General features: G+C 37.6%; 13 protein-coding genes. All 13 read left to right on the plus strand.

Annotated features, from left to right (window positions below; all coding sequences use genetic code 11):
• Positions 1 to 254 precede the first annotated feature (254 nt).
• Entirely contained in the window at positions 255 to 3,242 is a 2,988-nt protein-coding gene (locus tag ACOXXR_RS03495) for a CocE/NonD family hydrolase (protein ID WP_445278736.1), read from the plus strand.
• Positions 3,243 to 3,411: 169 nt separating this feature from the next.
• Positions 3,412 to 4,428: a UDP-glucose 4-epimerase GalE gene (gene galE, locus ACOXXR_RS03500; RefSeq protein ID WP_445278737.1), complete on the plus strand. Its 1,017-nt coding sequence runs from the start codon at positions 3,412 to 3,414 to the stop codon at positions 4,426 to 4,428.
• Positions 4,429 to 4,588: 160 nt separating this feature from the next.
• Positions 4,589 to 5,287: a glycosyltransferase family 2 protein gene (locus ACOXXR_RS03505; protein WP_445278738.1), complete on the plus strand. Its 699-nt coding sequence runs from the start codon at positions 4,589 to 4,591 to the stop codon at positions 5,285 to 5,287.
• Between the two features lies 1 nt (position 5,288).
• On the plus strand, positions 5,289 to 5,630 hold the full coding sequence (locus tag ACOXXR_RS03510) for a DUF2304 domain-containing protein (RefSeq protein WP_445278739.1): 342 nt from the start codon (positions 5,289 to 5,291) through the stop codon (positions 5,628 to 5,630).
• Positions 5,623 to 6,882 (plus strand): lipopolysaccharide biosynthesis protein, encoded by a 1,260-nt coding sequence (locus ACOXXR_RS03515; protein ID WP_445278740.1) that lies wholly within the window; start codon positions 5,623 to 5,625, stop codon positions 6,880 to 6,882. The genes ACOXXR_RS03510 and ACOXXR_RS03515 overlap by 8 nt, the downstream gene beginning before the upstream one ends.
• 4 nt (positions 6,883 to 6,886) lie before the next feature.
• Positions 6,887 to 8,041, plus strand: a complete 1,155-nt coding sequence (locus ACOXXR_RS03520) for a glycosyltransferase (protein ID WP_445278741.1) — start codon at positions 6,887 to 6,889, stop codon at positions 8,039 to 8,041.
• Positions 8,038 to 9,552: a DUF2142 domain-containing protein gene (locus tag ACOXXR_RS03525; RefSeq protein ID WP_445278742.1), complete on the plus strand. Its 1,515-nt coding sequence runs from the start codon at positions 8,038 to 8,040 to the stop codon at positions 9,550 to 9,552. The genes ACOXXR_RS03520 and ACOXXR_RS03525 overlap by 4 nt, the downstream gene beginning before the upstream one ends.
• Before the next feature lie 90 nt (positions 9,553 to 9,642).
• The gene (locus ACOXXR_RS03530; protein WP_445278743.1) at positions 9,643 to 10,569 is read left to right on the plus strand and encodes a glycosyltransferase family 2 protein; all 927 of its coding nucleotides are present in this window, start codon (positions 9,643 to 9,645) and stop codon (positions 10,567 to 10,569) included.
• 64 nt (positions 10,570 to 10,633) lie between these two features.
• Positions 10,634 to 11,485, plus strand: a complete 852-nt coding sequence (gene rfbD, locus ACOXXR_RS03535; protein ID WP_445278744.1) for a dTDP-4-dehydrorhamnose reductase — start codon at positions 10,634 to 10,636, stop codon at positions 11,483 to 11,485.
• Positions 11,486 to 11,592: 107 nt separating this feature from the next.
• The gene (gene cps2T, locus ACOXXR_RS03540; RefSeq protein WP_445278745.1) at positions 11,593 to 12,741 is read left to right on the plus strand and encodes a beta 1-4 rhamnosyltransferase Cps2T; all 1,149 of its coding nucleotides are present in this window, start codon (positions 11,593 to 11,595) and stop codon (positions 12,739 to 12,741) included.
• Positions 12,738 to 13,679: a glycosyltransferase family 2 protein gene (locus tag ACOXXR_RS03545; RefSeq protein WP_445278746.1), complete on the plus strand. Its 942-nt coding sequence runs from the start codon at positions 12,738 to 12,740 to the stop codon at positions 13,677 to 13,679. The genes cps2T and ACOXXR_RS03545 overlap by 4 nt, the downstream gene beginning before the upstream one ends.
• Positions 13,679 to 14,485, plus strand: coding sequence for an ABC transporter permease (locus ACOXXR_RS03550; protein WP_048716888.1), 807 nt, complete (start codon positions 13,679 to 13,681; stop codon positions 14,483 to 14,485). The genes ACOXXR_RS03545 and ACOXXR_RS03550 overlap by 1 nt, the downstream gene beginning before the upstream one ends.
• Positions 14,485 to 15,708 (plus strand): ABC transporter ATP-binding protein, encoded by a 1,224-nt coding sequence (locus ACOXXR_RS03555; RefSeq protein ID WP_129821966.1) that lies wholly within the window; start codon positions 14,485 to 14,487, stop codon positions 15,706 to 15,708. The genes ACOXXR_RS03550 and ACOXXR_RS03555 overlap by 1 nt, the downstream gene beginning before the upstream one ends.

Below are 15,708 nucleotides of genomic sequence, written 5' to 3' on the forward strand. Positions count from 1 at the left end.
AAGCAAGTTTCTACCGGTTAATAGTCGGTTCGAAACTTGCTTTTTTGTGTGAAAAGAAGAATTGAAAACGAAAATACCTTTCTCATAGGTTCTTTCAATTATCTCAACTTTCAGAAAGATTATATTTTTATGATGCCTTTTTATTTGATTTGACTATAAAGTGTAGAGAGACTACAATGAAGTTGTAAACGCTATCATTTTTATTTGAAGGCCTTCCTTCTTTCAAATCTCTACAATTTTAAAGGAGTTTCATTATGAGGAAAAAGAAGCTTACTTTTATTCTTTCTGCTTTATTACTATCGCCTATAGTAATAGCCAATCAGGTTCAAGCTGAGGAGCAGGCTGAAAAGCCGACCGAAGCAGTTTCTGACCTAGTTCGTTCTCCAGAAGCTATTTCTACTGAGAATTCACAAACAAATGCCCAGTCTGAAACTGCAAGCCTTGAGTCAGTAGTGGAGGCAGATACTGAGATAGAGCGCCCAGTGGAGGGGGACGCTAGCAAGCTAACTGAAACAAATAATGCTTTAGAAGAGCTACCGAAACCTTTATCGGTTTCAGATACGTCGGAAAAACTCTCTAGTTTGATTGAAAATCCAAATGTAGCAAATCAAAATTTGACCATAGGGGAAACAGCAGACGAGTTGCTGAAATGGGCGGAGGCCAAACCGGACCAAACAGGTGCAACGTTTGAAGATCGACTTGAGTTTGCAAAGAGCTTGGGGATGATTCCAGACGGGGTAGGGAAGGATGAGCCCGTCCAGAATCTAAACCATATGATTTCAATCGCTAAGAAATTAAGAGAGGCCTATCGTGCAGAGAAAAAAGAACCTCTCATCCTTAATGGAAAGACCCAGCCTATTTTTCCTTTTACTCCAGGTGATGTAGAAACTGGTTATTCCAATGAAAAGAGTGACATTGTCCGCTTTGTTGTCTATGTTGAGTCAGATTATGATACAGATGGTGATGGGAAAAGGGACCTCATTAAAACATTTGTCCAACTTCCTAAAGCAGCTGCCAATGGAGATTATAAGGCTTCGACCATCTATGAGGCAAGTCCTTACGTAGCGGGAACGACCAATAAGGAAACCCTTGGAGAAATTGGTCTAAAAGAGGAGGGCGAGTTTGACAACAAGAAACTCTATCGTTATGTAGATCCTCGTAGGCAAACTGGCTCTACCACAACTTTAGAACATGCTAAAAAGGCGGATTCCAAAGACTGGTACTATAAAAATCCAAACGAGAGTGATGAGACATTTAGCCGGTACGATTATGAAAATATTAACTGGTACAACTATTTCTTGGTGAGAGGCTATGCGGTCGTTACCACATCAGGATTGGGAAGCTATCAGTCGGAGGGAATCAATACAACAGGAAGTGACTTGGAAGTAGCTGGTTATAAGAGTGTCATTGAATGGCTAAATGGCAAACGGGTTGCTTATACAGATAAGACATCGAATATTGCCATTAAAGCAGACTGGTCGAATGGAAAAGTCGGTATGACGGGATTGTCATGGGCAGGAACCACTACTTTTGGAGTGGCTGCGACAGGAGTCGAAGGCTTGAAGACTATCGTCCCTGCGGCTGGAATTGCGAGTTGGTATGATTATTACAACAGCCAAGGAACGACCTTTAACGTGGGTCCTTATAGAGATTTATCACATTTGTCTGTCTATGTATCCAATCGGATTTTAGATCCGGCTGATTGGAACAGAATTAAAGAGGACTATGCCCGCTACATTACTCAGTTGAATCGTGACCAGCATAAACATGGCTACAATTATAGTGATATTTGGAAGTATCGTGATTATACCCTTCATCCAGAAAAATTCAAGGCCAGTGCCCTAGTCATGCATGGGTTGAATGATGATAATGTCAGAACCAAACATTTTGACCTGATGTATGAGACTCTGAAAAAGGCTGGCCAGCCCGTGAAGCTCTATCTCTATCAAGGAGATCATATCTATCCTGTCAATAAACGCTTCGGAATTAAAGAGGGGCAACAAAGTGTCAGTGACCTTCTCAATCTATGGTTTAGTCACTACCTATATGATGCAGAAAATCAGGTAGAGTCTTTACCAGAAGTAACCGTGTCTAATAACTATGATCCATCTAAATGGGAACATTATTCTAGCTGGAAGTCTAGCAATCAATTGACCTTGAAGACACTTTCTAGACGTGAGGAAGAAACCATTGATAATGATTACTATGGTGCAGGGATGGATTGGACCAATCGTGATTCTCATACCACCAAGCAATCCTCTACTGCCAATGCTTTGTTTACAGCAGAAGTGACAGAAGATGTGACCATTAAAGGGCATATTCCTGTCCATTTCCAAGCTGCCTTAGCCAAGCTGACTGATCAAAAGCACAAAGACTATCAAGTTAATGTGCAACTGGTCGATCTCTCTGATGAGGAATTTGATGTTGCATCCAATAAGATCACTTATGATGAAGCAGGCTACAAGTACCAAGAAATGCCTCTAAATACCCTTTCTGAAACAGGCTACTGGATGGGAAGTAATTTGAAAAACATTCCTAACAAGCAATTTGGAACCATTAAAACCAAGTATAAGGTCATCTCTTCTGGTTGGATCAACCTAGCCAATCCAGATGCAGGCTATGCCTCCGCTAGCTCAAGTAGTAGCATCGATCCCAAGCTAGGGGAGTTTCGGAACTACACCGTCTATCTACAACCAAATCTTTACACGGTTAAGAAGGGGCATAAACTGGGCTTAGTCTTTACTACCTTTGATAGTAACTATGTCTGGACGGATGATCCGTACTCCTATCGCTTGAAAACACAGTCCATCGTAGCAGAAATACCAACTGTTCAAAAAAGTAGTCTTCGCTATGCTTGGTATGTTCCAAATGAGAAGGATGAAACTTATCAGGTACTTCCATTGGTTGAAGAACCCCTGCCAGAGTATCCACTGGATACCCTTGTGCATACTGTGGATCAGAAAGAGCAGACACCAAACAAGGATTATATACCATACGAGTCAGGTTCATTAGCAGTTGAGACTAGCAAGAAAAATACTCTGGTACCACTAGCTGTTAACTACCAACAAGAAACATCCGAGACGGTGGATGAAAATCTCCCTCAAGTAAGCAGTACTCGTAAGGATGGACATTATCTGCCGCAAACTGGAATGACCACCAACTTTGAAGTCATTTCAAGTGTATTGGGAATCGTTCTTTTAGTTGGAATGGGAATGATCCGACTAAAAGAAAGAGAAAATTAGTACTGTAAAGGACAGTGAGTACAAGACCATAATCGTCGTTTGAAGAACGGTTATGGTCTTTTTACTGAAAAGCATAGGAGATTCTTTGAGACGATATTGGATATTTTTGAAAAATATTTACATTTGTGGGATAATGGAATAAAGTTAATTCAGACGGGAGATAGATTACATGCATCATAAAATATTAGTAACTGGTGGGGCCGGATTTATCGGTTCTCATACCATCATTGAGTTAGTAAATGCAGGTCATGAAGTTGTGATTGTTGACAATTTAGTAAATAGTAGTGAGAAAAGTATACAAGAAGTAGAAAAAATCCTTGGGAAATCTATTGCTTTTTACAATGAGGATATTCGGAATAAATCACAACTTCTAGAAATTTTTCTAAAAGAAAAACCAACTGGTGTGATTCACTTTGCTTCGTTAAAAGCTGTTGGAGAATCTGTTCAAATTCCACTAACGTATTATGAGAATAATATTAGTGGAACATTGACTTTGCTCCGGGTTATGGAAGAAGTTCAGTGTAAAAATATCATCTTTAGTTCATCAGCAACTGTCTATGGAGATCCACTTACAGTTCCTATCTTGGAAGATTTTCCCTTATCTGTTACAAATCCATATGGTAGAACGAAACTCATGATTGAAGAAATTCTTCAAGATATATACAAGGCTGATTCTTCATGGAATATTGTACTGTTACGCTATTTCAATCCAATTGGGGCTCATGAAAGTGGAAACATTGGTGAAAATCCAAATGGTATTCCAAATAATCTATTACCCTATGTAACACAAGTAGCAGTAGGAAAATTAGAGTCTGTTAATGTGTTTGGGAACGATTATCCAACTCCAGATGGAACTGGTGTACGCGATTATATTCACGTAGTTGATCTGGCAAAAGGCCACGTTGCAGCTTTGAAAAAAATTTCCAAAGACTCTGGATTGAATATTTATAATCTGGGTACTGGTCGGGGCTACTCTGTATTAGAAATTATTCAAAATATGGAGAAGGTTGTAGGAAAACCAATTCCATACAAGATTATTGATCGACGACCAGGAGATATCGCAACCTGTTATGCAGATCCATCTAAGGCACGTGAAGAACTAGGATGGAGTGCCCAATTTGATATTCATCGGATGTGCACAGATGCTTGGAGATGGCAGAGTAAGCATCCAAATGGATTTGAATAAAACCTAAATTTAACTAACTGCTTGATATTTGTAACTAATATCAAGCTTTTTTATGTATAAAATAATTGTTATTGATGGTATAAAATTCTGAGATTAGTAGATAAAATAGGCCTCTTATTGTATAATGGTTAAAAAGAATTGTAATGGAGGACGAGGGAGATTGAAATCCTCAGATTTATTGATTATTATACCTGCTTATAATGAGGAAGGTTCTATTCAAACGGTAGTGGATAATATTATCCGAAATTATCCTCAGTACGATTATGTGATTATCAACGACGGTTCTCGAGACCGAACTTCAGAAATTTGCCATAAAAATAGATATAATATTATTGATTTACCAGTTAATCTCGGTTTAGCTGGAGCGTTTCAAACTGGATTATTATATGCTTATCAATACGGTTATGAAAAAGCAGTGCAATTTGACGCAGATGGTCAGCATCTTCCAGAGTATATTGCTGCTTTAGAAGAAGAAATTGATAAAGGAAATAAAATGGTGATTGGTTCTCGATTTGTAACAGAGAAAAGACCAAATTCATTTCGTATGTTAGGGAATACCCTTATAAGTTTTGCTATTAAATTAACCACTGGAAAAACCATTAATGATCCAACATCTGGAATGAGAATGTTTTCTAAAGATTTAATACAAGTTTTTGCAAAAAATATTAATTATGGTCCAGAACCAGATACTGTTTCTTATCTATTAAGGAATGGTGTTCCAATTTCAGAAGTTCAAGTTCGAATGGAAGAGAGACAAGCGGGAGAAAGTTATCTAACTTTTTCACGCTCCATTAAGTACATGATTCACATGTTTGTATCTATTCTATTTATTCAGAATTTTAGAGAGAGAGGAAAATAGAATGTCAATCTGGTTTCAAATTGTATTAGTTGTTGTTTCATTAGGAACATGTGGGTTTATCCTTCAGAACATTAGAAAATCTCGTGTACAGATTAATGATGCCTTGTTTTGGATTTTCTTTTCATTAATTTTATTAGTTTTTAGTATTTTTCCAAAGTTAGCAGAGTTTATCGCAGCATCCTTGGGAATTGCATCTGCTGTTAATTTTATTTTTCTTTTCATTATTTTCTTATTATTAATGAATCAATTCCAGTTAACTGTACGGTTATCAAAATTGGATACTAAGTTTAAAAATCTTGTGCAAGTTATCGCTTTAAACAAAAATGAGGAGAAAGATGAATAATACTCCTTCTCAAAAAAGTATTTACATTTGGAATCTACTGGGTAATTTAGCAGCAGCGGCAGTCTCGGTATTATATTTGTTAATTGTATCTAGAATGCAAACCAGTGAGGTGGCAGACCAATTTAGTCTAGCTACCTCAATTGGTAATTTATGGATTATTATCGGACAATTTCAAGTTCGAAACTATCAAGCCACTGATGTCAACTCAAGTCATCCTTTTTCAGCTTACTTTTTTACAAGATTGCTGACTGTTGTCCTGATGTTGATTACTTTATTTCCTTACTTGAGGATAATAAACTATGATTTTACTAATAGCTCTGTGATGATTATTATTTGGATTATTGTGTATCGTGTAGCAGATGCTTTTTCGGACTTATTCCAAGGTTATTTTCAGCAACATGGTCGTTTAGATATTGCAGGGAAGGCCATGGTTTATCGATATACTTTAAGTGTACTCGTTCTTTTATTCGGACTCTTGTTGTCTCATTCTATGGTTTTGACTCTGATAGTCCTAGCTTTCATCAATCTGTTTTTTGTATTTGTTTATGATTATGCACATTTCAAATTGTTTGACAGGGTGAGTTTTAGTCATATTTTTTCAAGGGATATTTTTGATGAATCCTTAAAAATTATTAAAATTTGTTTCTCATTATTTATTTATGGGTTTTTATTGACACTTGTTTTTAATGAGGCGAAGTTATCGATTTCTGGTGCTTATGCTAAAGGTATAGTCGAGACTGGTGCTCAAAGGGATTACAACATCCTGTTTATGCCAGTATTTTTTATGAGTCTTTGTATTTTGGTAGTAAGACCTCTCATTACTCAAATGGCTGAACTGTGGCAGAAGAAACAGTTTCAGATGTTTTACAAAATGTTCTTCAAAATAGTGCTTTTTACTCTCTTAATAGGGATAGTTATTACTTTTTTTGCTTATTTAATTGGTGTCAATGTTCTTAGTTTAATATTTGGAATAGATCTATTAAAATATAAGATAGAACTGACTATTCTCGTTTTTTCAGGTGTCTTATATTCATTTTCAATTATCCTCGAAAATATCTTAATTATCATGAGAAAACACTATTATTTATTATCCGTGTATACCCTAATGTTTATCGTTACTAAAATGATAACCAGTGAGCTGGTTAATAAGTATCAGATTATGGGAGCCTCTATTAGTTTTTGCATTGCTATGTTAGTTTATATAATGGGAAGTTTTACAATCTTTAGTATTATAAAATCAAGAAAGAAATAGAAAAATGACAAGAGATATTATTTTTGTCACTCACCATTTAGGTGGAATCGGTGGTGTTCAGCGTGTAGTTGATCAGCTCGCTACACGTTTTGCTGAAGATGGAAACAAAGTGACGGTTGTCGGCTGTGCTGTTCAATCACAAGAAAAGTATGAGAAGGTACAAAAGAATTATCATGAAATTCTTCTATATCAGGAGGATATTTTCTTTGAAAAGCCGTGGTTATTCTTAAAAGAAAAGTATTACTCAAAAAAATTAGAAAAAGAATTAACTGTACTTTTGTCACAATCAAAGAATCCAATGGTCATTTTAGCAAACCCAATTGTTTATCTTTTGATGGAAAAAAGTTTGAAGAAATTTTCTAATTGTGCTTTCTTCATTGGACAAATGCATTCTTCTGCTGATTTTGTATTGGAATGTAAGGGAATTTATAAAGTTTATCCATATATTATTAAAAATAAATATCCGAAATTGGATTGTATAATGTTTTTATCGGATTCTTATTCGGAAGTGATTAGCAATCATTACAATATTCCATTGGAAAAATTTGTTGCGATTACAAATCCTCTGCCTAGATATATAAAAGTATCAGAGGTGTTAGATAATGAGAAGTCAAAAGTGATTTCTTTTGTGGGTAGACTAGATCCAGTTAAGCAAATTGATCATCAAATTCAGGCCTTTGCACAAGTGGCTGGTGAATTTCCTGATGTTAAGTTTAATATTTACGGATCTGGTAATTTGAGGGAAACTCTCCAATCGCTCATCAATCAATTAGGAATGACAAAGCGTATTATCTTAAAAGGGAAAACAACTCAGGTTAAAGAAGTTTATCAAGAGTCATTGTTTACCTTATTAACTTCTAAATCGGAAGCATTTGGTATGTCGGTTGTTGAGTCAATGGTTTTAGGTACTCCAGTATTAACTTATAATTGTTCACAAGGAGTTGCTGAACTTCAAGCTGGTACGCCTGAGATGCTCTTTGATCCAAGTATTGAGGAGTTAGCAACTAAAATGCGGTATTTTCTAACCAATCCTGCTTTTCTAGAGGACATTGGAAGAAGAGGACGTGAATATGTCATAGGGACTTATGCAGAGGATATTATCATTCAAAAGTGGTATGATCTGTTTCAGCAGTTAGAAGAAAAGAAAGGTGTTACATGACAAATCTACTTTTTAAAAATGGTTCAGATTTCTTTCACAATATTTGGCAAAAGAAATTTTATATTTTGCTTATCTGGTTTCTGATATTTGGAACGTATTTATATTTCGATGGTCCATTCAATAATGCGCCAATTAAAACATTTGTTATCATTGGAGGAATTTTCACCCTTCTATCGCTAATAAATATGAAGTTATACAATAAAATTTTTTCAGTAGTTTTATTTACTGGACTAATTTTTTGTGTCTATACCCCGAATATGGATACACCAGATGAAAATTTTCATTATTCTAGAGCTCTTTATATTAGTGATGGACATTTATATTTACCTTCATCAGTAGAAGAGATGAAGGTTTCATCGGATATATCTGAAGTTGAAGAAGAATTTAAGAAGCCTTTATTACAAACTGATTTGGAAGAGAAACAATTATCTGACAAACAGGTAGTATATTCTAATTTAGGTAATACCAATGGCTATTCATTTGTAAGTTATTTACCCCAAACATTAGGAATTCTTATAGCGCGTCTCTTACATCTAAGTGTATTCGGTTCAATTTTTCTAGGTAGATTTTTCAATTTATTAGTTTTTGCATTGCTTGTAAGATTTGCCATAAAAAAAGCTGGTGATAAGCAGTTGATCTTCTCCCTACTAGCGATTATTCCTATCAATATTTATATTGCTGCATCATTTAATCAAGATGCTTTTGCCAATGGTCTTATCTTTTTAGTTGTTGGATTATTCCTGTCCTATTTTGAAAAAGAGAGAGTGAGTAATAGAGATTTATTAATCTATACTTTTTTATGTATTTTAATTGCTTTTTCAAAATTACCATATGTGTTACTAGTTTGTTTATTAGTATTTTTGCCCAAAGAGAAACTAAATAAAAAACAGTATCTTTTGATTGTTGGTTCTATTTTTATTGTCGCTTTAACCAGTGTGATTTGGTTGAAAGTGACAAGTGGGATAAATGCAACGGTTGTTCATCCGAATCCAGCTATTAATCCAATGAAAAAGATTATTTTTACAATGCATCATTTCTCAGATTTTATTAGAATGATGATTAAAGAAGTTGTGAATTTTATTCCATTTAAACTGCAATCCTTGTTTACTTTTGGTTGGCTGACCTATGATACGAAAGCTTTTATGTGGTTCTATTTGATTTTCTTATCTGTTGCTCTATTTGTGCTTCCAAATGGGAAACCAATAAAACCATTTACAAAGTTTGGAGTAATACTTGTTTCGATGGGAATTATTTTCGGAATCCTAATGACAGCTTATCTCATGTGGGGTGAGGTTGCTGATATTTCCATTAAAGGGATTCAGGGTAGATATTTTTCCGGGATTTTTGTTCTCATTGGTTGTATAACGGATTTTTCAAGAAGACTGTTTTGGAATCAGAATAGAACAGAACCTATTGAATATGATAAGAATAAAGTAGAATTTAACTATACCTACATTGCTTCTTTGTTTATTCTTGTCTCAATTATTACAACCATTAGTCAATATTATTAAATTGTTGTTTTACCATCCAATTAAGTGATATACTAGGGGAAACCCTAGTTTTTTGTTACAATAGAAAGTGAATAAGTCAAGGAGTAAGAGATGACCATATCAGTTGTAGTCCCATGTTTTAACGAAGAAGAATCGATTCCATTATTTTATCGAGAAATGGAACGTGTTCGGATGAAGATGGGAGAAAAGTTTGAATATATTTTTATAAATGATGGCTCTTCAGATGGTACGCTATCCGTTCTTCGAAAGCTACATCTTACAGATTCAAATGTGCATTACCTTTCTTTTTCTCGAAATTTCGGAAAAGAGGCTGCATTATATGCTGGACTTGAGCGTGCTAGTGGTGAATACGTGACCGTCATGGATGTGGACCTACAAGATCCTCCAGAGCTATTGATTGAAATGAAGCAGAAGTTGGATCAGCAGCCAAATCTAGATTGTGTCGGTACCCGTCGGTTGACCCGTGATGGGGAGCCACCGATTCGTTCCTTCTTTGCACGGATGTTTTATAAATTGATTAATCATATCAGCCAAGTGGAAATGGTTGATGGAGCGCGTGATTTCCGTTTGATGCGGCGTCCCATGGTTGATGCCATCATGGAGTTATCCGAGTACAATCGTTTTTCAAAAGGGATTTTCGCCTGGGTTGGATTTGAGACAGAATACCTCGAATATAAAAATGTAGAGCGCGTAGCAGGAGAGACATCTTGGAATTTTTGGTCTCTCTTCAAATACTCGATTGAAGGGATCGTTAACTTCTCAGATGCCCCACTAAATATTGCCTTTATTGGTGGACTGTTATCTTGGATTTTGGCTTTTATCATGGTGATTCTGATTGTAATCCGTACCTTAGTCTTTGGAGATCCTACTTCAGGTTGGCCATCCCTCATGACAGTGATTCTTTTCCTTGGGGGCTTCCAATTGCTAACTATTGGGATTTTAGGGAAATATATCGGTAAGATTTTCATGGAAACCAAGAAACGTCCAATCTATGTTATCAAAGAGAAAAGCAAGTAAAAGCAGAAAACTTCTGCTTTTTTTGCTATAATGAAAGGGAAAAAGCATTTGAAAGGATATTACCATGATTTTAATTACAGGTGCAAATGGTCAACTTGGAACGGAGCTTCGCCATTTGTTAGATGAACGAAATGAAGAATATGTAGCTGTTGATGTAGCTGAAATGGACATCACAAATGCAGAGAAAGTAGATGAGGTTTTCGCAGAAGTGAAACCAACTCTTGTCTACCACTGTGCTGCTTACACAGCTGTTGATGCGGCAGAAGATGAAGGAAAAGAGTTGGACTATGCCATCAACGTGACTGGTACGGAAAATGTAGCGAAGGCGTCTGAAAAACATGGGGCAACCCTAGTCTATATTTCTACGGACTATGTGTTTGATGGGAATAAGCCAGTTGGACAAGAATGGGAAGTAGACGATCAACCAAATCCCCAAACAGAGTACGGTCGCACAAAACGTATGGGAGAAGAATTGGTTGAGAAGCATGTTTCGAACTTCTACATCATCCGTACAGCTTGGGTCTTCGGGAACTACGGTAAGAACTTTGTCTTCACCATGCAAAACTTAGCCAAGACTCACAAGACTTTAACAGTTGTTAATGACCAACATGGTCGTCCAACCTGGACACGTACTCTTGCAGAGTTCATGACTTATTTGGCTGAAAACCGTAAGGAGTACGGTTATTTCCACTTGTCTAACGATGCGAAAGAAGATACAACTTGGTATGACTTTGCAGTTGAAATCCTCAAAGATACGGATGTTGAAGTGAAACCAGTGGATTCTAGCCAATTCCCAGCTAAGGCAAAACGCCCACTGAACTCAACGATGAGCTTGGCAAAAGCGAAAGCTACAGGATTCGTTATTCCAACTTGGCAAGATGCCTTGAAAGAGTTCTATAAACAAGAAGTGAAATAAGAGAAATTTGAAGCGACCCTTAAGGGTCGCTTTTCTGTTTGCATTAGGCAAAAAGCCTAGAAAATGGTATAATTGAATAGACTGTAAATTGTTAGAAAGGGAATATTATGCAACACGTTTTTATTATCGGAAGTCGTGGGCTTCCGGCTCAATATGGCGGTTTTGAGACTTTTGTAGACCAATTGGTCTCCCATCAAGTGTCTCCAGATATCCAGTACCATGTTGCTTGCCTTTCTAACGATCAAGCCTATCATCATTTTGACTACAAGGGTGTCGATTGTTTTACGATTAAAGCACCGAAACTTGGGCCAGCTCGCGTCATTGCCTATGATATGATGGCCATCAACTATGCCTTGAAGGTTATCAAGAAACAAGGAATTGAACAGCCGATTTTTTACGTCTTAGGCAATACAATCGGAGCCTTTGTGGCGCCTTTTGCGCGTAAGATCCATAAATTGGGTGGACGATTTTATATCAATCCAGATGGACTGGAGTGGAAGCGGGCCAAGTGGGCCAAGCCGATCCAAGCCTATCTCAAGTATTCTGAAAAGATCATGACGCGCCATGCGGATTTGGTAATTTCAGATAATCCTGGAATTGAGTCCTATATCAAGGAAGCCTATCCTTGGTCCAAGACGACCTATATTGCCTATGGGACGGACTTGTCTCCGACCAGCCTGACCAGTCAGGATAATAAGGTCCGAGAATTCTATCAGAAATGGCAGACCCAGGAGAAGAACTATTACTTGATTTTGGGTCGCTTTGTCCCAGAAAATAATTATGAGACTGCCATTCGTGAATTTATGGCCTCTTCCACAAAGCGGGATTTGGTGATCATTTGTAATCATGAAGGCAATCCCTATTTTGAAGAACTCCGAGCTCGAACAGGATTCGATCAGGATCCGCGCGTTAAGTTTGTAGGAACGGTCTATGATCAAGACCTTTTGAAGTATATCCGTAAAGAAGCCTTTGCTTATATCCATGGTCATGAAGTGGGCGGAACCAATCCTGGTCTCTTAGAGGCTCTTGCTCACACGGATCTGAATTTAGTTTTAGGAGTCTCCTTTAACCAAACGGTTGCCAAGGACGCAGCTCACTATTGGACCAAAGAAGCTGGGAATTTGGCGCATTTAATTGACCAGGTTGATTCTTTAGAAGATGTATCTGAATGGGGTCAATTAGCTAAAGCCAATATGAAGCATAACTTTACTTGGGAAAAAATTGTAGGTGAGTACGAGGAATTATTCTTATCATGAAAGTAAATATCTTGTTGTCCACCTATAATGGTGAACAGTATCTAATAGAGCAGGTCAAAAGTATCCAAGACCAGACTTATCAAGACTGGCAACTCTTGATCCGAGATGATGGGTCGACAGATGGGACGGTGGAGATCATTCAAGAGTTGGTGGACCAGGATGAGCGCATTCGCTTTATCAATCAAGGAGCTATCGAAAATCTTGGTGTCATCAAGAGCTTCCACGCCCTCTTGAAATATGAAAAAGCAGATCTTTATTGCTTCAGTGATCAAGATGATGTTTGGCTTCCTGAAAAAATTGCTCTTCAAGTAGCAGAAGTGGCCAAGCACCCTCAAGAAGTCCCTTTGCTGGTCTACACAGATTTAAAAGTGGTCGATGAAAACTTGAATGTGCAACATGAGAGTATGATTCGCACCCAGTCTGATCATGCCAATACAGAATTGATTCAAGAGTTGACGGAAAATACAGTAACTGGTGGGGTAGCCATGATTAACCATGCCCTGGCGGACTTATGGACGGGTCAAGAAAAACATGCACTCCTTATGCATGACTGGTACTTGGCCTTGTTGGCAACTGCCTTTGGAAAGCTCATCTATATCGACCAACCAACAGAATTGTACCGTCAGCACAGTAGCAACGTTCTTGGAGCTCGAACCCTAAGAAAACGGGTTAAAAACTGGGTTCGCCCTCATATTCTTTTTGCTAAATATTGGAATCTCATTGAGTCCAGTCAAGAACAAGCAAAAAATTTATTGGATCTGCCAGTCAGTCCCCAAAATAAAGAAATTATTGAAAACTTTGTGACCATCATGGACGTTCAACTAAAAGAACGTTTGAGACGGATTCGTCAGTATGGTTATCGGAAGAACCGGGCTTTTCACACCTTTGTGTTTACCAGCTTGATTCTGACAAAGTTTGCATATCGAGGTAAAAAATAATGTTTGACGTTTTTAGTCAGAAAAATCGAATTTTATTACGAGAATTAATTAAAACAGACTTTAAATTACGCTACCAAGGATCAGCAATCGGTTATCTTTGGTCGATTTTAAAGCCATTGATGACCTTTACAATCATGTATGTCGTCTTCATCCGCTTCTTACGTTTGGGTGGAGATGTGCCCCATTTCCCAGTTGCCCTCTTATTGGCCAATGTAATCTGGGGCTTTTTCTCAGAAGCAACATCTATGGGGATGGTGTCGATTGTTAGTCGAGGCGACTTGTTGCGGAAGTTGAACTTCTCCAAACATATCATTGTCTTGTCTGCGATTTCAGGAGCAGCCATTAACTTTGTCATTAACCTTATTGTTGTTTTGATTTTTTCATTCTTTAATGGGGTGACATTCTCTTGGACAGCTTTGATGGTGATTCCGCTATTCTTTGAGTTGTTTTTGATGGCGACAGGATGTGCATTGATCTTAGCGACATTTTTTGTCCGTTTTCGTGACTTAGGTCAAGTCTGGGAAGTGCTCTTGCAAGCAGGCTTGTATGCGACGCCAATTATCTACCCAATTACCTTTATTGCAGACCGCAATCCATGGGCGGCTAAGTTGGTCATGATGAATCCATTAGCACAAATTATTCAAGACATGCGGTATTTCTTGATTGATAAGGCCAACACCCCTGTTTGGCTTTTGGTAGAGAATAAGTTCTTGGTTCTGATTCCTTATGTTTTACCAATTCTTATTTTTGTCGCTGGCTTTGCTTACTTTAACAAACATGCTAAGAAATTTGCGGAGATTCTCTAATGACAGATAAACAAATTGCAGTAAAAGTAGACCATGTCAGCAAGTACTTTAAGTTGCCAACAGAGGCAACCAATAGTCTTCGAACTGCCCTGGTCAATCGCTTCAAAGGTATTAAAGGCTATAAAGAACAACACGTTCTCAAGGATATTTCTTTTGAAGTTGAAAAAGGAGATTTTTTCGGGATCCTCGGTCGAAATGGTTCTGGGAAATCAACCCTCTTGAAAATTATTTCTGAAATCTATGTACCGGAAAAAGGTACTGTCACTATCGATGGGAAATTGGTGTCTTTTATTGAGCTTGGAGTTGGCTTTAACCCAGAATTGACAGGTCGGGAAAATGTCTATATGAATGGAGCCATGCTGGGCTTTTCAACAGCTGAGATTGATGCCATGTATGATGACATCGTAGACTTTGCCGAGTTGCATGAATTCATGAACCAGAAACTCAAGAACTACTCATCAGGGATGCAGGTTCGTTTAGCCTTTTCGGTTGCCATTAAGGCTCAAGGCGATATCTTGATTTTGGATGAGGTCCTTGCAGTAGGAGATGAAGCCTTCCAGCGCAAGTGTAACGATTATTTCCAAGAACGGAAAAAATCAGGGAAAACTACTATCCTGGTTACCCATGATATGGGGGCCGTCAAGAAATATTGTAACAAGGCCGTTTTGATTGAAAATGGTTTGGTGAAAGCAATTGGTAGTCCTGAAAATGTTGCCAACCAGTATAGTTTTGACAATACAGCTCCTTTGCAACAGGGAGGAGAAGCTAGTGGAGGTGCTAATCCCAACCATGAAGAACAAGTATTGGTTGAAAACTTTCAGCTTCAGTTGTTAAGCTCGAACAAATTACGCCCCCAAGATACGATTCACTTCCAAATTGATTTTGATGTACTTGAAGATATCCAGACCTATATCGCACTGTCTTTAACAGATATCGATAGGAACATTTGGATCTATAATGATAATTCTATGGATCAGCTGATGAGTGGTGCTGGACATAAAACGGTTCACTACACTTGTTCCCTTCCAGCAGTGAATGACTTGAAAATGAAATTAGAAGTGACAGTGCGGGATGCCGAAGGACAGATGCTGGCCTTTTCAGATGCTACGCAAACCCCACTGATCTTTATCAATCGAGATGATATAGCTTTGGATGATAAATCAGCAATGGATGCGGCAAGTGGCTTAATCCAACGTAATGGAACATGGTCAATAACTGACTAG

The sequence above is a fragment of the Streptococcus sp. KHUD_013 genome (assembly GCF_052588545.1).